We start from the raw sequence: 18,554 nt of genomic DNA, 5'->3' as shown, positions 1-18,554 counted from the left end.
TCCCCCAGCTGAAGTTCTCGCTCACCGAGGGCGACGTCGGCTGGATACCGTATTTCCTGTGGCGCGCCGAACACGTCTACAACCGCCATTCGGGGTGGACGCAGGCCAAGTTCCCGCCCGGTTACCGCGGGCCTACCGACGTGTTCAAGCGGCACTTCTACACGTGCTTCATCAGCGACAAGGTCGGCGTGCGCAACATGGAATCGTTCAACGAGGACATGCTGTGCTGGGAGTCCGACTTTCCCCACTCGGACAGCAACTGGCCGTTCGCGCCCGAGGACGTGATGGAGACCATGGGGCATCTCGATGACCGGGTCATCGACAAGATCACCCACCAAAACGCCATGGCCGCATACTCGTTCGACCCGTTCCAGCACATCCCCAAGGAACACGCCCGCGCCGGTTACCTGCGCGCCCAAGCCGCCGATGTCGACGTGGTGACGCACGTCGGCCGCCGCGCGAGCCAGCGCGACCGGGACGCGTGGACCCGGATGACGCAATTCGCCCTGCAGTCGCAGGTGACGGCCGAAGCCGCCGGAATATCGGGGCGTACCACAACCCTGGGCAACTGAACGTGGCAGCATGGGCGCCGTTCGCCGACTGGCGTGTGCTGGAGCTCTCCAACGGGATCGCCGTGTCCTACTGCGGCAAGATGTTCGCCGACGCGGGCGCCGACGTTGTGAAGGTCGAATCGCCACAAGGTGATTCGATCCGTCGGCGATCTGCCGGCGGCCCACCCGGGGCGTTGTTCGCTTACCTGGCCGCCGGCAAGAAATCGGTGCTCGACAACGGCGGGGCGGAGATCACCGCGCTGCTGGCCGGTGCCGACATCGTGCTCACCGACTTGACCGACGGTTGGACGCTCGACCGCATCACCGCCCACACCGCCGGTTCGACCGTGGTGGTGGTCGTGACACCGTTCGGCACGACGGGACCCTACGTCGACGACCGGGTGCTCGCCAACGAGTTCATCCTGCAGGCGTTGTGCGGCTCGACGGCCGGCCGGGGCTGGCCGGAGGACGAACCGGTGCAGGCAGGCGGTCAGCTCGGCGAGTGGTTGGCGGGCACCTTCGCGGCCGCGGTCGCCGCGGCGACCGCCCGGCACGCCGCCCGGGGCGGCCGGGGCGAGGTCATCGACGTCTCGACCTACGAGGCGATGGTGATTGCGATGGGCGGCCTGTCCGCCATGTCGGCCAGCGTTTTGGGCGCGGATTCCCTGTTGGGCCGGCGCAGCCTGGAGCTGCCCTCGATCGTCCCCACGGCCGACGGCATGGTCGGCTTCTGCACCATCACCGCGCAGCAGTTCCAGGACTTCCTGGTGCTCATCGACCGCCCCGATCTCCTTGACGACGTCGAGCTGGCCTCGTTCGACGGCCGCGTCGCCCGCCGCGACGAATTCCTCGGCATGGTCACGCAGTGGACCCAGTCGCGCACCACCCAGGAGATCGTCGACCTCGCGGTCGCCTTCCGCATCCCGGTGGCACCGATCGGGACACCCGAAATGCTCCCTCACATCGACCATTTCGTGGAGCGCGGGGTGTTCGTCGAATCCGCGGCCGGTGGGTTGCAGCCGAGGGTGCCCTATCGCAGCGACGCGATAACGACCAGGCCGCCGGGACCGGCGCCGCGGCTCGGTGCCGACAACGGCCGCGTCGAGTGGCCACCACGGCACATCCCCCGCCGCGGGGCGGACACGCTGCCGCTGGCGGACACGCGGATAACCGATTTCACCGCGTTCTGGGCGGGACCGGTCGCCACTCAGCTGCTGGGCGCCCTGGGCGCCGACGTGATCAAAGTCGAGGGGGTCCGGCGGCCCGACGGCATGCGGTTCTCCGCCGGCCGTCCACCCAGCTGGGACCAGTGGTGGGAGTGGGGCCCGGTCTTTCTGTGCAGCAACAACAACAAACGCGCCGTCAGCGTCGAGCTCAGCACCGAGGCGGGGCGGGCGATCGCGCTGGAGCTGGTGGCCGCAAGCGATCTGGTCATCGAGAACTTCTCGCCGCGGGTGATGACGAACTTCGGCCTGGGCTGGGATGCCGTGCGCGCGGCCAACCCCCGCGCCATCATGGTGCGGATGCCCGCCTTCGGCCTCGACGGCCCCTGGCGTGACCGCGTGGGCTTCGCCCAGACGATGGAACAGGCGACCGGCATGGCGTGGATGACCGGGCACGCCGACGGGCCACCGGTGATTCCCCGCGGCGTGTGCGATCCGATCGCGGGTCTGCACGCGGCGTTCGCCGCGGTGGCCGCACTGGTGATCCGCGACCGCGACGGAAACGGGATGCATGTCGAGTCCACCATGGTCGAGGCGGCGTTGAACGTCGCCGCCGAGATGGTGCTGGAGTATTCGCGATTCGGAATCCGAATGCGGCGCAACGGGAATCGCGGCCCGGATGCCAGCCCCCAAGGGGTCTACCGCTGCCGGGGCGACGACGAGTGGGTCGCGCTGGCCGCGACGAACGAGGCCGCCCGCGCGGCCCTGGCGCGGCTGCTGGGCCGACCGGACCTGCGGCCCGCCGACTGGCGGGACCGGCCGGACGAAGTCGACAAGCTGATCTCCGACTGGACCGCCGGGCGGTCGGTGGGCGACGCGGTCGAAGCGCTGCGTGCCGCGGGGGCGGCCGCGGCGCCGGTCACGCCGGCCCCGGCCCTGCTGAGCGACCAGCACCTGCACGCGCGGGGCTTCTGGGAAACCGTCGACCATCCGGTCGCCGGCTCCTTCCTGTGCACCGGAATGCCGTTCGCCTTCCTGGGCCGACCGCGGCGGTGGATCCGCCGGATACCGCCGCTGTACGGCCAGCACACCGAGGAGGTCCTGACGGGCGTGCTGGGACGCAGCCATCAGGACCTGGCCGCGCTGCGGGAGTCCGGAACCATCAGCGCCCGGCCGGCGGGCCTGTGACATGGCGGTCACCCTCTGCGTCCCACCGCGCGCCGGCGAATTGTGCGCCCCGGTGCGCTTTTTGGTCCGCCAGGACTCCGTGGTGATCGAGTTGACCGCACGACACCGCATCACCACTGTCGAGTGGGACGAGCGGGAGCGTGCGGTCGCGATGGTCGTCGAGATCACCGACCCACAGACCGCGCGGCCCGTCGACGTGCGGATCGACATCGTGAAGAGGGGCACCGGCGGCCCGCCGACCGGCGCCCGCGCCACGACGATCGGGACGATCACCCGCGACGGGCGACAGTACGACGTCGTCGGCACCTACCTCGGCGTCGTGGCGGACGAAAACTAGAGCGACGGCGAAGGATCACCGAGTTGGCAGCGACGAAACGGACCGCGGCGATCGTCGGCGTGCACAACACTCGGCAGGGCCGGCGCCTTGACGGCGAGACCTCGCGGACCCTGACCCTGAGCGCCATCCGCGGCGCGCTCGACGACGCCGGGCTGAGCCTGGACGACGTCGACGGGATCAGCGCGGGCCCGCTGTCCACCACCCTCATCTACGACCTGCGCCTCGGCCCGGCGTGGCAGGGACTCGCCTTCGGTGTCGGCATGATCACCGAGGCCGTCACCGCGATCGAACACGGCATGGCCGACGTGGTGGTGCTCGTCGCCGCCCAGGCGGGCGAGTACCGCGACCACGAGGCGACGGCGCCCTGGACCCGGCCGGAAAACGAATTCGTCGCGCCCTGGGGCATGTTCACCACCGCCGAGTTCGCGCTCATCGCGCGCCGCCACATGCACACCTACGGCACCACGCGCGAACAACTGTCGATCGTCGCCGCCACCATCCGCAACAACGGATCGCGCAACCCCGAAGCCGTCTACTACCAACGCGGACCCTTCACGCCGGACGACATCACCGCATCGCGGCCCATCGCGGACCCCTTCCACCTCCTGGACTGCGCCACCACCTCCGAAGGTGGGTGCGCCCTGGTCGTGGCTGACGTCGAAAAGGCCGGCGGCGCAAGCCAACCCGTCTATGTGCTGGGCAGCGGCGCCGACTTCCACGGCCCGTCCTACCAGCACCCGCCGGCGTGGGACCTCGCCGGGCGGCGGGACGGACACGTGAACGGCGTGGTCGGCAGGCGCGCCGCCGAGCGGGCGTTCGGCCACGCCGGGCTGCGGCCCGACGACGTCGACGTGCTGGAGCTCTACGACCCGTTCTCTTTCGAGATCATCCGCCAGCTCGAGGCGTTCGGGTTCTGCGGCGAGGGCGAGGGCGGTCCGTTCGTCGCCGACGGCCACATCGCCATCGACGGCAGCCACCCCATCACCACCGACGGAGGGACCATGTCGTTCAGCCACGCGGGCTCCAATCCGCAGATGATGCAGCGGGCCGTCCGGGCCGTCCAGCAGCTGCGTGGACAGGCGGGCGATCTCCAGGTTCCCGACGCGCACATCGCGTTGTGCAGCAACGGGGGAGCGGGCGCCTTGTTCACCACACTGCTGCTCCTGGGAGACGAACCGCTGTGACTTCCGATGCTTTGCACCCGCAGAGCGGGCCGGTGCCCCACGCGAGTAGCCACCTCAGCGTTCCCTTCTGGGAGGGCTGCCGGTCCGGTGAATTGCGGTATCAACGCTGCGGGACCTGCGGCCTGGCGAACTTCCCGCCGACCGAGCACTGCCGCCAATGCCTTTCGGCGCAAGTGCATTGGGAGCTCAGCGCGGGGGTGGGCGAGATCTACAGCTGGACGGTGGTTCACCGGCCGGTGACGGCGGAATTCTCCCCGCCCTACGCGCCCGCCATCGTCACGCTGGACGAGGGATATCAGATGCTGACCAACGTCATCGGTGTCGCGCCGGGGGAGTTGCGGATAGGCATGCGAGTACGGGTGTCGTTTCATGCCGTCGGACCCGACGTCACCCTGCCCTACTTCACCGGGCAGGACGAGCAGCCGTGAGCCCCCGGCGCACCACCAACGGCCTGCCGGTAACGGCCTACCTGGTGCTGGGCGTGCTCGCCGCCAACGACGAGCAGCTCACCGCGGGCGAGATCAAGCTGCGCGCCGAGCTGTCCGTCGGCCATTTCTATTGGTCGCCGTCCGTCAGTCACGTGCGGCGCGAACTCAACCGGCTGCTCGCGCGCGGCATGGTCGGCGAGATCGGCGCCAAATCGGGCAAGCGGTCGATCACGCTCTACGAGACCACCGATGCCGGGCTCGACGCACTGCGGCGGTGGGTGCAGCACTTCCCGGGTGACGACCAGGTCGTCATCAAGCACCCCGTGATCCTGCGAACCTGGCTCGCCCGGGGCGGGGACCCAGAACTCATCGTCGACACGTTGGACCGCCATCTCGAGGCGACCCGGGCGCGGCTGGACGAGGCGTTGTGGTCGCGGCAGCGGTCGCATGAACTCGGCATCAGCGCCGACCCGGACCAGCGCTTCTCGTTCGCCGTCCTGGATTACGCGATCCGCGGGCTGTACGCGGAGCTGTCCAACATCGCGCAGTTGCGCGACGAGATCGCCTGCGGCACAACGCGCGACCCGGTCAAGCGGGTGCGACGGCCGAAGGGCCAGATCCGCCGTCGAGTGCCTCCGAGCCCGGTCTAGGCGTCGCGACCGCGTAGGCGGTCCCGCGCGGCTCGCGCTCCCACAGCACCTCCCCATCGCCGATGCCCGTCCCTTCGGCGATCAGCTGGCGTTTGAGCACCTTGTGCGTGGCGGTGCTGGGCAGGTCGGTGGCGATGCGGACGTACCGCGGGCGCGCCTTCGGGGACAGGTCGGGCTGAGCGTCGAGGAATGCCTCGAACGCGTCGGGGTCCAGGGTGTGCCCCTCGTTGAGCACGATCGCCGCCATCACCTGGTCACCGACGCGTCCGTCCGGGACGGCGTATACCGCTACCCGGTTGATCGCGCTGTGCCGCAACAGGATCCGCTCGATCGGCGCGGCGGCCAGATTCTCCCCGTCGACCCTCATCCAGTCGGCGGTGCGGCCGGCCAGGTATATCCACCCTTCGGAGTCGCGGTAGGCCAGGTCGCCCGACCAGTACATGCCGTGCCGCATCCGCTCGGCGTTGGCCTCCGGGTCGTTGTAGTACCCGGTGAAAAACCCCGAGCCCGCCGTGTTGACCAACTCGCCGACCGCTTCGTCGGCATTGACCAGGGCGCCGTCGGCGTCGAAGCGCGCGACCGCGCACTCGGTCACGGTCTCGCTGTTGTAGATCGCCACCCCGTCGACCCCTTTGCCGATCGACCCTTTCGGCGTGCCTGGTTCGCGGATCACGATGACCGCGTTCTCCGTCGAGCCGAAGCCGTCCTCGACCTGCACAGCGAAGCGGCGCCCGAACTCCTCGATGTCCTTGTCGTTGGCCTCGTTGCCGAACGCCACCCGCAGCGGGTTGTCGGCATCGTCGTCGCGCTCGGGCGTGGCCAGGATGTAGGCCAGCGGCTTGCCCACGTAGTTCATGTACGTCGCACCGTAGTGGCGGATGTCGTCGAGGAAGCTGCTCGCCGAGAACTTCGCCGGCACGATCGCGGCGCCGGAGACCACCGCGGGCGCCCAACCGGCGACGACCGCGTTGGAGTGGAACAGCGGCATCGACACGTAGCAGGTGTCCCGCTCGGACAGCTCGAAGCGTTGAACCAGGTTGATGCCGGCGAACATCGCCATCAGGTGCGACACCTGCACCGCCTTGGGGTTCCCGCTGGTGCCCGACGTGAAGATCATCATGAACGGGTCGGTCGCGGTCACCTGCCGGTGCGGCACCAGCTCGCCCGCACCTTCGACGAACTCGGCCCACTGCGGGCTCGAGGTGTCGAGGATCTGGGTGCCCTTCAGGTCCAGGCCGTCCAGCAGCGGCCGGTGTTGGTCATCGGTCACCAGGAACTGGCAATGTGCGCGCCGGACGTCGGCCGCGAGCGCCTCGCCTCGCCGGGTGTTGTTCAGGCCGCACAGGACGTAGCCGCCCAGGCCGGCGGCCGCCATCTGGGCCAGCATTTCGGGGTTGTTTCCCAACAGGACGCCCACGTGCATCGGCCGGTTCGGATCGGCGGCGGAGATCAGGGCCGCGGCCCGCTGCGCCGATCCGGCCAGGTACTGACTCCAACTCCACTGCAGGGCGCGATGTTTGACCGCGACGCCCGGGTCGGACAAGCGCTTGCGCAGCAGCGCTTGAATGGTGTCGTCGGTCATCGGTCTCAAATCACCTTCACTATGCCCGGGCCCACTGCGAGACGAGACGGTCCGTCTTATGGTAGCGGGCCCCGCGCCGCCGTTCGCAGTCCGGACCGATGGGCCGCCCACCACCTCGTGTTGTGGAACTCTTCACGCCGGATTCTCCCAGGCTTCCCTCTCGAACACTGCGTGTACAGCTGCCCCGGCCGCATAGAACGGCGACCATAGCCTCATGCTGTTTGAGTTGCACCGCTCGCTGATTCTGCTCAGGAACCGAGCCCGAGAGCTTCATCGCCAAGCCTCACAACCACGATCGCGCGATCTCACCGACCGGCGGCGCCACCGTGGCCGGCCGGCCGCGCCGAACGACCACCAGGAACGCTGATTCCATTGGCGCCACTGTCAGAGCCGACGTGGCGATCACCGAGCGGGCGCCCGGCGCTATCCGCCCACCATCATCAGGCCGCCATCGACGGCCAGAAGCTGCCCGGTGATGAACCCGGAACCCGGACCGGCGAGAAAGACCAGCATCGGGCCGAGGTCGCGGGCGGGGTCGCCCAGCGCCCCGCCCAACGGGATCATCATCTGCATCTGCTGGTCGATCAACGCGCTCGCGTCGGGGCCGAGGAACTCACGCAGCCGGTCGGCGCCGGCCGTCTGCACCGCCGGCGCCAGAGCGTTGACGGTGATCTTGTCTCCCGCCCAGGCCTTGGCGGCCGAGCGCGTCCACGCCTGCACCGCGCCCTTGGTCGCGGCGTAGACGGCCGAGATCGGGCTGCCCATAACGGCTTCCGAGGAGCCGAAGTTGATGATCCTGCCGCCCTTGGGGTCTTGCTCCTTCATCACCGCGTAGGCGGCCTGGTTGGTGAGGATGGTCGCCTTCACGTTGGTGTCCAACAAGAACGAGATCTCGTCGACGCCGATGTAGCCGGGGATCCCGGCCTGCCAGAGGCCCGCGGCGTTGACCAGCACGTCGAGCCCGCCGAGGCGTTCGGCGGCCTTCCGCACCATCGCCGAGACGGCGTCGGCGTCGCGCACGTCGCACTGCAGCCAGCTGGCCGCAAGGTCCTCCGGCGGCGGGGTCCGGTGATAGGTGGCGGCGACGTCGGCCCCCGCCTCGGTGAGGGCGCCCACGGCGGCCGCGCCGATTCCGGTCGCTCCGCCGGTCACCAGGATCCGCCGGCCTTGCAGCACGTCTTCCATGCCCGCGAGCGTAACGCCACGGCGAAATCCTGCTCGATTCTTCGCCGTGGCGTTACGCGCGCGAGGCAGCAGGCGTTACGTGCGCACCGCGATCGTCGACAACAGCCCTGCCAGTCGGTCCGGCTGGTCGATCATCGAGAAAGTCCTGGCCCCCTCGATGACCTCCAGGTGGGCGTGGGGGATGGTGGCGGCCAGCCGGACGCCATCCTCCTGCTCGAAGAACACGTCGTCGGCCGACCACGCGATCAGGGTGGGCTTGTCGAACTCGGGCAGCCGGGCCGCCACCCCCGTCGTCACCTCGGTGCGCATGGACAACGTGAACTGGCGTAGGTCTTCGGCGATGCGGGCGTCGGACAGGCCCGGGCGCACCCAGGCCTCGGTGAGGTCGTCGATGTTGCGGTGGGCCAGCCCGTCGAACGCGCGCTTGCGCGCGGCCGGCAATCGCATGGCCTGGGCGACGCCCCGGAAGGTCGCCTTCGACTTGGCCGCCAGGATCACCGGTTTGAGGATCGGCGGTGGAAAGTGTTCGAACGCATCGCAACTCGTGAGCACCAGCGCGCCGAGGCGCTCGGGGTGGTGGACGGCGACCAGTTGGGTGACGACCCCGCCGGTGTCGTTGCCGACGAGCACCACGTCCTCGAGGTCGAGGGCGGCCAGCACCTCGGCGACCATGCCCGCGACACCGGTGATGGTCCGATCGGCGCCGGGGCGCAACGGTTCCGGATGGGCGCCCAACGGCCACGTCGGGGCGATGCAGCGCAGCCCGAGGTCGGCGAGGCGTTGGCTGACCTTGCGCCACAGCTCGCCCCCCATCATGTACCCGTGCACGAAGACCACCGGCCTGCCGTTATCGGGTCCGGTTGCTTCGTAATGGATGGTTCCGGCGCTAATGTCGATCGTCGACATGAAGGGCTCCTAATTCGAGTACATTTACAAACAGGCTGTCTGTTCGTAAGTTACCAACAGGGTGTATGGAAAGCAAGAGACGGACTCAGGAAGAGCGTTCCGCGGCGACCCGTGTCGCGCTGATCGCGGCTGCCCGCAAGCTGTGGGGGCTGCGGGGCTATGCGGAGGTGGGCACGCCGGAGATCGCGACCACCGCGGGGGTGACGCGCGGGGCGATGTACCACCAATTCGCCGACAAGGCAACGCTTTTCCGGGAAGTCGTCGAAGCCGTGGAGCAGGACGTGATGGCCCGGATGGGCACCCTGGTGGCTCAGTCCGGGGCGACCACGCCGGCGGACGCGATCCGTGCCGCGGTCGACGCGTGGCTGGAGGTCTCCGGTGACCCCGAGGTGCGCCAGCTGATGCTGCTGGACGCCCCGAGCGTGCTGGGCTGGGCCGGCTTTCGCGATGTCGCCCAGCGGTACAGCCTGGGCATGACCGAACAGTTGCTCACCGAGGCGATCCGGGCCGGCCAGTTGCCGAAGCAGCCGGTGCGGCCGCTGGCGCACGTGCTCATCGGCGCGCTCGACGAGGCGGCCATGCTGATCGCCACCGCCGACGACCCGAAGCGCATGCGCCGGGAGACGCGCCAGGTGCTGCACCGCCTGATCGACGGGATGTTGAGCGAACCGGATCCGTCGCAGTGAACCTCAGCCGTCAGATCGGCGTAGCCTTAAGAACTGCTTGAGCTCGCGTGCGGGCAGGCGAAAATACGATGGGATAGCTTGCAGCACACCAGGACTCATGGGGATTATCTCAGGCCGGTCCAAAGCGAATGTTTGGCCGCGCCAGGTCAGCGTGGCACGGCCGGACGCAATGACATTTCGGCACCAGTCCACGTCGGCGCCGTACGAGAGCCCGATCACAAATCCATCCTCGTAGGGAAAGGCGCCCACGGGTGTCGCGTAGGCGCGTCCGGATCGACGACCGACGTGCTCGAGAAGCGCATACGGCGAATGGGCCTTGCCCGCCATCGGACGGATGATCTTGTTGTAGGGCTTGAGCAGCGTGGGGCGCAGGCGCGGATTGCGCTGCACGATCTTCGCCAGTGCATAACTCATCAGCAGCCACGCCACCGCGAAAGAGCTCAGCAGGAAGATAAGCCTGAAAGCCACTCTTAACGAATGGGACGTCCGCTCAGTCTGCATGGTCGGAGGCTATCCTCCGGCGTGCGTGGCCGCGGCGGTCAAAGGACTCTCATCACGGGGACCAAGGCCCGTGCCCATTCGGTAGGGCCAACCGATCGGCTACCACGAACGGCTCAGGGCCGGACTGACGGATCACGCCTTCGTTGCCGGCCACCAGCTCCGCTCCCGCAACAGCGTGGCGATGGCGGGAACGGTGAGGGTGCGGACGACAAAGGTATCCAGTAGCAGCCCGCAGCCGATGATGAACCCGGCCTGAACCATCATGTCGAGCGATCCGATCATGAGTCCGAACATGCTCGCGGCGAAGATGAGGCCCGCCGAGGTGATAACGGAGCCGGTGCTGGTGACGGTGCGCAGAACGCCGACGCGCATGTTGCGGGCTGATTCTTCGCGCAGCCGGGATATCACCAGCATGTTGTAGTCCGCGCCGACGGCTATCAGCAGGATGAACGCCAGAAGCGGGACGGGCCACGCGATGGGGTGGCCGAATCCGTATTGGAATACCAGGACTCCCAGGCCCAGTGCGGCGAAATAGTTCAACACCACAGTGCCCAGTAGGTAGACGGGGGCGACCACGGCACGCAGCAGCAGAATCAGGACGACGCCCACGATGAGCAGGGTGGCGGTGGCCAGGCGGGTGAAGTCCGTGGACAGCAAGTGTTGGAGATCGGAGTTGACGGCGGTGAAGCCGGCCACGGAGATGGCGGCGCCGGCCAGTGAGGTGTTGGGCCGGGCGGCGTTCGCGGTGTCGGTGATCGTGCGGTTGAGGGCCATCGCCTCAGCGGAGTAAGGGTCGTACGACGACGTGACGGCGAATCGGGCGGTGCGCCCGTCGGCAGAAATAAAATGCCTTGCCAGGTCACTGAATTGGCGATTCCCAAACGTGGTCGGCGGTAGATAGAAGCCGGAAGCGGCGTCTGATCCCGAGGTGGCACGAGCGGAGTTCTGCAGCTGGGCGGCGATCTGGCTCATGCCGCCCAGCAGTCGAATGTTGCTGTCGGCGAGGGCATGTACCCCGGCGGCCAGTGCCTGAGATCCCGACGCAAGTCGGCTGACGCCGGCTTGCAGGCGATGGATGTTGCCGACGAGGTCAGCGGGGTCGTCTGTGGTGCCGAGCGTCTGCTGCATGGTGGTGGCGGCGTTCTGGAGGTCGGTCAGTGTGCTGGCAAGGGTGGTGGTTTGTCTGAACTGATCGCTGAGATCGCCGACTCGGTCGAAGAATCCACCGTTGCGCAACGTGACGAGCACCCGGGTCTCGTCGCGCAGTTGCGCGCATTGTGGTGTGGTGGCGCACCACGGTGAGGCGTTGAGGCTTTCGACGAGCGGTTCGATGGCCGCAATGGCGGTGGCGGCTTGGTCGGCCAGGGGCCGCAGTCCCGCACCCGTGTGTACCGCTTGATCCACGGCTGGAGCGGTGGCGTTGAGTTGTTGCAGCAGGGGGCGGGTGCCTTGCAGCTGTTGACCTCTGCTCTCGGCTTGCTTCAACAGATCGGTGAGCGGTGTGAGCGCACGCCTCAGCGTGGTGTCGAGTTGACCCAAGCCGGCCGCGAGTTGGTCGGCGCCGTTGGTGAGCTTGGCCAGGTCGTCCCTGTGGGATTCGCCATCGGCGACAGCGCCAGCCATCCTGTCGCCGATTTGCCCGTTCTGCCAGGACAATTGCGCCTGATCGAGGCGGTCCCCTGTCGGGCGGGTGACACCGGAGACGCGAGTGACACCGGGAAGCTGAGCCACCCGCGAGGCCAGCGCGTCGAGGTCGGCGAGGCCCTTGGCGGTGCGCATGTCGGTGCCGGACTGCACCAGCAGGAATTGGTTGATGACAGTGTCTTTGGGGAAGTGCCGATCCAACAGCTGATAGCCGTGATTGCTTGCGGTGCTTCCTGGTTGTCCTTTGCGATCGTCGTAGCTGATCGTCATGGCGGCCACGACGCCGGCCAGCGCCAGCAGCACCACCAGGCTTGCGACCAGCACCGGCATTGGCCGTCGTACCACCATGACGGCGATCGGGTTCCAGTACCGGCGAGACAGGTCGGCGCGGGGCTCCGCGATGCCGCGGCTGGCCGCCAGCGCCAACAGCGGCGGGAGGAGTGTGATGGTGGCCAGGAATCCAATCAGCACCGCTATCCCACAAGCGGGGCCAACGCCCTGGAAGACGCTCAGGCGAGCGAACACCATGGACGCCAGCGCCAAAGCGACAGTGGCCGCGGAAGCCAAGATGACGCGACCGATGCTGCCGCAAGCGTGGATGATGGCCTGTTCTGGGGCGTTTCCATGTCGTCGTTGTTCGTGATAGCGGCTGATCAAGAACACGCTGTAGTCGGTGCCGGCGCCCAACAGAACCGCGGTCATGAACGCGATGGTGAATTGTGATACTGGAACGCCGAATTCACCGAGTGCCGAGAGAACGCCTCGGCCGACGGCCACGCTCGCACCGATGACCAATAGCGGCAGCAGGGCGGTGGCCACCGACCGGTATACCAGCAGCAGGATGAGTCCGATCAAGGCGGCGGTCGCCACGGAGATGAGGAGCAGTTCGTGCTCGCCGGAGCCGATCTGATCACGGAACGTGGCGGCCGGGCCGGTGACGTAGGCGATGGTCGATGACCCGGTGACGACGGAGGAGACGCGCGCGCGCACGGCATCGACCGATTCGGCTGACATGGGATCGCCCAGGGTGCCGACGATCCCGATGGGCAGGAACCACGCCTTCCCGTCTTTACTCACCGCGCGGCTTCTGGTGGTGGGCTCGGCAAGGAGGTCCTGCACCAACAGAACGTGCGTCTTGTCGGCGCGCAGCGCGGTCACGAGTGCGTCGTAGCGTTGTCGCGCGGCCGGGGTCAGCCCCGCGGGGTCTTCCATCGCGATGACGATCGAGGTCTTGGCGCCCCGTTCGTCGAACGCCGCCGCCATCCGGTCAAGCGCTTGAAACGACGCCACGTCACCGGGCAAGAGCTGGACCGATTGCTGACGCACGACGGTCTCCAGCTGTGGGAAGGCGACGGCGAGGATCGCCGCCACGCCGATCCACGTGCCGATCACCAAGGCTTTGCGCCGGACGGCGAATCCGCCCAATGCGGCAAGGCGTGCGCTGTATTCACCGGTGCGCGCAAGCGGCCGATCGGTATGCCCCGGTGGACGTCGGACCGCGTCGACGAATCGTGTCACCGTAGTCCCCTGACCAACGGCCACCCGCTGCGAACAACATCGGCATGGTTCGGTCGGCAGCAGGTCACGCCGATCCCCGAAAAGGTCCCCCGTCTCACAGCTCCCCCTATGATGGTTTGGTGAAGCGGTTCACCAAAGCGCTTTGGTGAGATCCTTCACCAAAGCTGGGCGCGAGCGCAAGTTCGCGAGCCGAACGAAAAGAAGGAGCTGGTTCTCGAATGGCAGTGCATCGCGGCCTAACCGCTGATCAGCGGCGTGAACAGCGCCGCGGGCAACTCATCGAGGCCGCGTTCGACACCATCGCCGAGCACGGGGTGAGCAACCTGCGGGTACGGGCGGTCAGCGCGAGCGCGGGGCTCAATGACCGCTACTTCTACGAGAGCTTCCGCGACTGCCATGAGTTACTGATCGCCACTTTCGAAGACCAGTTCAACCGTGCGCTGACGGGGATCATGGCGACGGTCGCGGAGTCACCGCACGAACTCAAGGCGCGCGTTCGGGCCGTCCTCGAGTTCGCTTTCGGCTTCATTGACGAAGATCCGCGGCGCCCGCGGCTCCTGATCGAGCTGCAAACGGCAGAGGCGCTCGCCGCCCGGCGGCACGAGGTGATCGGCGTCCTCACTCAGGTCATGGTCGGGCAGGTGCGAGCGCTGCTCGGCGAGGCCGCCGGCGCCGACGACAACATCATGCTGACCGCGTTGACGGTCGTCGCGGGCCTCCTTGAGCTGACCGCCCAGTGGTACCGACACCAAATCGATGTCAGTCAACCTCAGCTCATCGAGTTCATGACCGCCCTCGTCGTGACCACCACGGACATCACCGGCGCGCTTGACCGCCAACTCACGCGCCCAAGCCGCGACGGACACGTTGAAAAGCCCTAGCAGCAGACCGAGCGCGTGCCGGGCAACAGCACCTCTTGCCGATGACCAAGGCCCATCGCGAAAGTCGCGGAAGGATCTACGTTGGTCTCGTGTCCCGCGCGAAGCCCAAGACGACGAGGTTGATCGTTACGGTTCTCGGATTGATCGCCTACGACACGTTGATCAGGCCCGCCATTTTGGACTGGGGCGCCACCGAAGCCGAGCAACGGATGCCATTGGCGGGCGACGAGATAGTCGCCGACGTCATGACTCACCACACGCGGGCACTGACCGTCAACGCGCCGGCCGCCGCGATATGGCCATGGCTTGTGCAGATCGGCGATCGCCGGGCAGGCTTCTACAGCTACGACTGGATCGAACGGTACCTGTTCCCCGGCACCGTGCACTACATCGAGGGGAATCGCTCCGCCACCCGCATCCATCCCGAACTGCAGAAGATCGCGCTCGGCGATCGGATCAACACGGGGTCGTTCGGGCCGATGCAGATCGGCAGTCCGGTGACGGTTCTCGAGCCCGAGCGTGCACTGGTGATCGGAACGTGGGCATTCGTATTGTTGCCGTTGGACGAAAACCGCACCCGGCTGTTGGTTCGCGACCGGGATGCGGGATGGTTGCGGTCACTGGCGCCCCGTCGCTCCGGAATGCTTCGTACGGCGGGTGCGATCATCGACTACGGAATCGGAGAACCGCTGCATTTCGCGATGGTCCGCAAGATGATGCTCGGCATCAAACAACGCGCCGAGGCCCTGCCGGGTCCTGGATGATTGCAAGGCTTTTCGTGGCTGCTCAGCAGGGCCTGGTAAAGAGCGGGATCAAACCCCGACGAGAAGCGCACAGTGGTGTGCCAAACGTCCTATGCGGAAGGGAACAGCGACCCTAGAACCCGACGACGGCTGAATAGACGATTGCGTTATGGCGCAAGTCCGCCCACAACGTCTCCTGATCGAAGCGGCTGTTCCGATATTCGACACGATGATCGCTGAGCAGGTGATGGTGGCCGCGGACGTGTCGACGACTTTCCAGGCGGCCAGAGCGCTGGACTTGCTCACCGTACGCACGCCGCTGTTGACGGCGTCGATGTGGATTCGCGGCCTGCCGGAGCGGTTGAGGGGAAGGGCCGGCCCCACGCCACCGCGACTCGTGATGTCCGAGCCGATCGCTTTGCCGGGCTGGTTGCCGCTTGGTGAACAACCCGACCGCGAGATCGCCTTCGGCGCCGTCGGCAAGTTTTGGCGGCCGGTCATCGAATGGCGTGACGTCGCACCGGCGGACTTCGGCGGCTTCCACGAACCTGGTTGGGGAAAGATCGCCGCAAACTTTTCGGTGTTGCCCTGCGGGCCGGATCACACCGCGCTGAGCTACCAATGCCGGACCACGACAACGGATCCGGATTCACGACGGCGGTTCCTGCGTTACTGGTGGCTGATCCGGCCCTTCGTCGCCCACATCATGCGCGCGACGCTCTGGGCGATCAAGGCCGACGCCGAGGCGGCGACAGCAGACGGGAGTAGATGATGCGCGTCCTGGTGTGTTTCGGTTCCAAGCGGGGTGGTACCGCCGGGTTGGCCGCCATGATCGGTGACGCACTGACCGAGGCCGGGTGTGAGGCCGAAGTGATGACGGCCAAAGACGTTGGGGACTTCGGCGACGTCGGCGCGGTGATCGTCGCCGGCGGTCTGTACGCCAACAGGTGGCACCACCACGCGCGACGCTTCGTGCGCCGCCACGCGTCGGCGTTACGTGGCTTGCCGGTTTGGCTGGTCAGTAGCGGTCCCCTGGATGGTTCAGCCGAGGAGCACGACATCCCGCCCACGAAGCAAGTCGCGAAATTGGCTGACCGCGTGGGCGCCCGCGGTCATGTGACCTTCGGCGGGTTTCTGGCGCCTGACGCGAAAGGCTTCCCCGCCAGCGCGATGGCGAAGAACAAGGCCGGCGACTGGCGCAGCCCCGCGCACGTGCGGCGCTGGGTCACCACAGTCGTTGCCGAATTGAGCCGGTCCGAGAACGTCGGCCAGACATAGGGGCCGGTCACCGGCGTCGTCGGAGTCACTCGCCATGATCCCGTTGGTGAAGGCGAGCGTGGCGATGGCCTGGTCTTCGACCAGCGCCGGCTCGGGCGCGTTGTGCTTTCTGCGCGCTGCGATGGGCTCAACCTAAAACTGACCGCAGTTGGGCGCGGTCGGTTCTCCGTTGAAGCGGGCGGCGATCCATTGCATGGCCGGTTCACCGTCGACGAGCATCGGCAGGGCATGGTTGATCACGAGCTTGTTGAGGAACGGCGGCTCCTCGTTGGTGCGGAATTCCACGTCGGCGCCCTGGGCGCACCAGTCGCGACCGAGTTGATTGGCGGCCGTCCAGGGCACCAGCGGGTCGTAGCGGTTGCTGTCGATCAATACCGGGGCGTCGGGCTTGTAGCGCCCGATCCGCTGGTCTTCGAACATGGTGTTGAACGGCTCCTCGTTGACCAGTTGATTGATGTCTTCGGTGAAGTAGGGCTGGATGTGGCGAAACATGAAGTCCAGCAAGGTCTGACCGACGCACTGGCGTGAGACCGATTCGAGCATCGCCAGCCCCCTGGGGGTCATCTTGGAACGGATGACGTCGGCGAACTCCGGATAGGCGGCCATGACGCTGTTGAGCGCGTACCCGACGACGCCGACCAGGGCACTGCCGTCCGCATACGGCAGGAGCTCCTTGAGGTTGGCCGGCGGCGCCCCGGCGTAGGTACCCACGATATGGAGGTCAGGAGCATAGGCCGACGCCAGCTCAGCCGCCGACGCCGTCGCGCCGCCACCCTGTGAGTAGCCCCAAAAAGCCACCGGCCCATGGGGATCCAGCGACGCCCCGGGCAGCTTCATGGCGGCCCGGGCGGCGTCGAGCACGGCCTGTCCCTCGGCCACGCGGCCCACGTAGGTGTGCATGGACGTGGTGCCGAGCCCTTCGTAGTCCGTCATCACGATGGCGAAGCCACGGGCAACCATGGTCGCGACGAACAGCTCCTCGTAGTTGAACATGATGTCCCAGCCGCCCGAATAGTGGATGCCCTGGTTGAACATTCGCGAGGGGGCGCACTGATTGCCCTGGCCCTGGGTGCCCGGCGCGTAACTGATCAAGGGACGCGGTCCGCGGCCCGGCCAGTCGTTGTAGGGCTCGAAGTAGGTGCCGGTGACAGCGATTGGGTTGCCCCGGGTATCGGTGCTGCGGTACATGATTCGTGTACCGGTGGCCATGATGGCGCCCAGCTGGCCCGACGGCTCCAGCACCAGTCGTGACGGCTCGGTGCGGATCAGGTCGCCCGGTTGGCCGGGCGGCAATGGGTCGGGCGGCGTGTAGAACTGCGCGTATTGCGGTTCGTCCCCGCCGTCGGCGTGGGCGCTGCCCGCATTCGGCAGGCCGGTCAGAGCCGAGGCGATGATCAGTAGGACGGCGAAAGCTCCCCCAACCCGGCGCATCACGGAACGGTAACAACCGGGGGCCGCCGGCGGAAGGGCATTCTCTAGGAGTTCAGAGAATCGGCGCGCCCTAACGATGGTTGGCGGCGAAGAAGCGCCAGATGGTGTCGGTGGCGTCCAGGGCCGTCGAAGGCGGGGGATGCGTCACCCGGGAGCCCAACCCGCAGGACACGCGAAGCCGGATCATCGAGCTCACGCCGCGCGGTCGCCGTGCCCTACGTGTAATGCGTTCCAGCGCAGTTGATTTGGAGAGTCGATGGGAGCGGATCCTGGGGCGACGGCGGCTGGCCGAATTGCGCGAGACGTTGCAGGCGTTGCTCGCCGGTCAGGCCGAGACGGCGGGGGAGTGACGCCCGCCGGGAATTCCCGTGCCTTCAGCGTCGTCGACGGCTTAGGCTGACCCAAGACAGTGACAGGAGTCCGCCGTGCCCATCTTCATGGTCGAGCGCAACTTCGCCGAGGACTTGGAACCGAGCCTCGAGGTTGCCGACGGTATCAACCGGATCAACGACCTGGAGGGCGTTCGGTGGATGTATTCGTTCCTGTCGGCGGACAAGCGGAAGACGTACTGCCTCTACGAGGCGCCGTCGCCGGAGGCCATCAGGTCCGCGGCCGCCCGCGCGGGCCTGCCCGCCGACGCCGTCGTCGAAGTGAAAGACCGCCTGATGCCGGACGGGGCCCTGTCCGACATCTGACGC

19 protein-coding genes are annotated in these 18,554 nt (G+C 67.4%); 13 read left to right on the top strand and 6 right to left on the bottom strand.

The features are described from left to right. From A5713_RS20275 to A5713_RS20250, 6 genes are all read left to right on the top strand, one after another. Nucleotides 1-572 (top strand): amidohydrolase family protein (locus tag A5713_RS20275; RefSeq protein WP_156751961.1); only part of this gene is annotated, 572 nt, incomplete at its 5' end. 2 nt (nucleotides 573-574) lie between these two features. Continuing rightward, nucleotides 575-2,902: a CoA transferase gene (locus A5713_RS20270; RefSeq protein WP_068098150.1), complete on the top strand. Its 2,328-nt coding sequence runs from the start codon at nucleotides 575-577 to the stop codon at nucleotides 2,900-2,902. A gap of 1 nt (nucleotide 2,903) precedes the next feature. After that, nucleotides 2,904-3,239 (top strand): hypothetical protein, encoded by a 336-nt coding sequence (locus A5713_RS20265; protein ID WP_068098149.1) that lies wholly within the window; start codon nucleotides 2,904-2,906, stop codon nucleotides 3,237-3,239. Between the two features lie 23 nt (nucleotides 3,240-3,262). Beyond that, the gene (locus tag A5713_RS20260) at nucleotides 3,263-4,423 is read left to right on the top strand and encodes a thiolase family protein (protein ID WP_068098148.1); all 1,161 of its coding nucleotides are present in this window, start codon (nucleotides 3,263-3,265) and stop codon (nucleotides 4,421-4,423) included. Beyond that, on the top strand, nucleotides 4,420-4,851 hold the full coding sequence (locus tag A5713_RS20255; protein ID WP_068098147.1) for a Zn-ribbon domain-containing OB-fold protein: 432 nt from the start codon (nucleotides 4,420-4,422) through the stop codon (nucleotides 4,849-4,851). Before A5713_RS20260 ends, A5713_RS20255 begins: the two co-directional genes overlap by 4 nt. Next, nucleotides 4,848-5,501 (top strand): MarR family transcriptional regulator, encoded by a 654-nt coding sequence (locus tag A5713_RS20250; protein ID WP_068098146.1) that lies wholly within the window; start codon nucleotides 4,848-4,850, stop codon nucleotides 5,499-5,501. Before A5713_RS20255 ends, A5713_RS20250 begins: the two co-directional genes overlap by 4 nt. On the opposite strand, the gene fadD1 is transcribed toward A5713_RS20250, so the two are convergent. From fadD1 to A5713_RS20235, 3 genes are all read right to left on the bottom strand, one after another. Continuing rightward, nucleotides 5,440-7,083: a fatty-acid--CoA ligase FadD1 gene (fadD1, locus tag A5713_RS20245; RefSeq protein ID WP_068098145.1), complete on the bottom strand. Its 1,644-nt coding sequence runs from the start codon at nucleotides 7,081-7,083 to the stop codon at nucleotides 5,440-5,442. The genes A5713_RS20250 and fadD1 overlap by 62 nt on opposite strands. Nucleotides 7,084-7,506: 423 nt before the next feature. Next, nucleotides 7,507-8,268: an SDR family NAD(P)-dependent oxidoreductase gene (locus A5713_RS20240; RefSeq protein ID WP_068098144.1), complete on the bottom strand. Its 762-nt coding sequence runs from the start codon at nucleotides 8,266-8,268 to the stop codon at nucleotides 7,507-7,509. 75 nt (nucleotides 8,269-8,343) lie between these two features. Next, nucleotides 8,344-9,174, bottom strand: coding sequence for an alpha/beta fold hydrolase (locus tag A5713_RS20235; protein ID WP_068098143.1), 831 nt, complete (start codon nucleotides 9,172-9,174; stop codon nucleotides 8,344-8,346). A gap of 65 nt (nucleotides 9,175-9,239) precedes the next feature. Here A5713_RS20235 and A5713_RS20230 point away from each other — a divergent pair, with 65 nt between their 5' ends. After that, nucleotides 9,240-9,860 carry a TetR/AcrR family transcriptional regulator gene (locus tag A5713_RS20230; protein WP_068098142.1) on the top strand — a complete coding sequence of 207 codons (621 nt, stop codon included), beginning with the start codon at nucleotides 9,240-9,242 and terminating at the stop codon, nucleotides 9,858-9,860. A 3-nt stretch (nucleotides 9,861-9,863) separates the two neighbouring features. Here the strand turns inward: A5713_RS20230 and A5713_RS20225 are convergent, their stop codons facing one another. Together A5713_RS20225 and A5713_RS20220 are read right to left on the bottom strand one after the other, a co-directional pair. After that, nucleotides 9,864-10,361: a nitroreductase family deazaflavin-dependent oxidoreductase gene (locus tag A5713_RS20225; RefSeq protein ID WP_082973062.1), complete on the bottom strand. Its 498-nt coding sequence runs from the start codon at nucleotides 10,359-10,361 to the stop codon at nucleotides 9,864-9,866. Nucleotides 10,362-10,493: 132 nt separating this feature from the next. Continuing rightward, a complete protein-coding gene (locus A5713_RS20220; RefSeq protein WP_082973061.1) occupies nucleotides 10,494-13,523 on the bottom strand; it encodes an RND family transporter in 3,030 nt (1,009 codons plus the stop codon). A 218-nt stretch (nucleotides 13,524-13,741) separates the two neighbouring features. On the opposite strand from A5713_RS20220, the gene A5713_RS20215 reads away from it, so the two are divergent. From A5713_RS20215 to A5713_RS20200, 4 genes are all read left to right on the top strand, one after another. Then, entirely contained in the window at nucleotides 13,742-14,404 is a 663-nt protein-coding gene (locus tag A5713_RS20215) for a TetR/AcrR family transcriptional regulator (RefSeq protein ID WP_068098141.1), read from the top strand. 89 nt (nucleotides 14,405-14,493) lie between these two features. Next, the gene (locus A5713_RS20210; protein WP_156751960.1) at nucleotides 14,494-15,168 is read left to right on the top strand and encodes a hypothetical protein; all 675 of its coding nucleotides are present in this window, start codon (nucleotides 14,494-14,496) and stop codon (nucleotides 15,166-15,168) included. A 208-nt stretch (nucleotides 15,169-15,376) separates the two neighbouring features. Beyond that, nucleotides 15,377-15,919, top strand: a complete 543-nt coding sequence (locus A5713_RS20205) for a hypothetical protein (protein WP_068098140.1) — start codon at nucleotides 15,377-15,379, stop codon at nucleotides 15,917-15,919. Then, nucleotides 15,919-16,425, top strand: coding sequence for a flavodoxin domain-containing protein (locus A5713_RS20200; protein ID WP_197516422.1), 507 nt, complete (start codon nucleotides 15,919-15,921; stop codon nucleotides 16,423-16,425). Before A5713_RS20205 ends, A5713_RS20200 begins: the two co-directional genes overlap by 1 nt. Nucleotides 16,426-16,557: 132 nt before the next feature. Here the strand turns inward: A5713_RS20200 and A5713_RS20195 are convergent, their stop codons facing one another. Further along, on the bottom strand, nucleotides 16,558-17,856 hold the full coding sequence (locus A5713_RS20195; protein WP_197516421.1) for a lipase family protein: 1,299 nt from the start codon (nucleotides 17,854-17,856) through the stop codon (nucleotides 16,558-16,560). A 101-nt stretch (nucleotides 17,857-17,957) separates the two neighbouring features. On the opposite strand from A5713_RS20195, the gene A5713_RS20190 reads away from it, so the two are divergent. After that, entirely contained in the window at nucleotides 17,958-18,206 is a 249-nt protein-coding gene (locus A5713_RS20190) for a hypothetical protein (protein WP_156751959.1), read from the top strand. Nucleotides 18,207-18,281: 75 nt separating this feature from the next. Further along, entirely contained in the window at nucleotides 18,282-18,551 is a 270-nt protein-coding gene (locus A5713_RS20185; RefSeq protein WP_068055712.1) for a DUF4242 domain-containing protein, read from the top strand. The last annotated feature ends 3 nt before the right edge of the window (nucleotides 18,552-18,554 follow it).

This window comes from Mycobacterium sp. E2497, assembly GCF_001668695.1.
In the GTDB taxonomy this organism is placed as follows: domain Bacteria; phylum Actinomycetota; class Actinomycetes; order Mycobacteriales; family Mycobacteriaceae; genus Mycobacterium.
This window is presented reverse-complemented; position numbering and strand designations above follow the sequence as displayed.

What these genes read in the sequence shown, in the direction of transcription:
- A5713_RS20230 (WP_068098142.1), top strand. Translation starts at nt 9,240, where the DNA reads ATGGAAAGCAAGAGACGGACTCAGGAAGAGCGTTCCGCGGCGACCCGT.
- A5713_RS20225 (WP_082973062.1), bottom strand. Translation starts at nt 10,361, where the DNA reads ATGCAGACTGAGCGGACGTCCCATTCGTTAAGAGTGGCTTTCAGGCTT.
- fadD1 (WP_068098145.1), bottom strand. Translation starts at nt 7,083, where the DNA reads ATGACCGACGACACCATTCAAGCGCTGCTGCGCAAGCGCTTGTCCGAC.
- A5713_RS20205 (WP_068098140.1), top strand. Translation starts at nt 15,377, where the DNA reads ATGATCGCTGAGCAGGTGATGGTGGCCGCGGACGTGTCGACGACTTTC.
- A5713_RS20265 (WP_068098149.1), top strand. Translation starts at nt 2,904, where the DNA reads ATGGCGGTCACCCTCTGCGTCCCACCGCGCGCCGGCGAATTGTGCGCC.
- A5713_RS20235 (WP_068098143.1), bottom strand. Translation starts at nt 9,174, where the DNA reads ATGTCGACGATCGACATTAGCGCCGGAACCATCCATTACGAAGCAACC.
- A5713_RS20240 (WP_068098144.1), bottom strand. Translation starts at nt 8,268, where the DNA reads ATGGAAGACGTGCTGCAAGGCCGGCGGATCCTGGTGACCGGCGGAGCG.
- A5713_RS20195 (WP_197516421.1), bottom strand. Translation starts at nt 17,856, where the DNA reads ATGCGCCGGGTTGGGGGAGCTTTCGCCGTCCTACTGATCATCGCCTCG.
- A5713_RS20215 (WP_068098141.1), top strand. Translation starts at nt 13,742, where the DNA reads ATGGCAGTGCATCGCGGCCTAACCGCTGATCAGCGGCGTGAACAGCGC.
- A5713_RS20200 (WP_197516422.1), top strand. Translation starts at nt 15,919, where the DNA reads ATGCGCGTCCTGGTGTGTTTCGGTTCCAAGCGGGGTGGTACCGCCGGG.
- A5713_RS20190 (WP_156751959.1), top strand. Translation starts at nt 17,958, where the DNA reads ATGGTGTCGGTGGCGTCCAGGGCCGTCGAAGGCGGGGGATGCGTCACC.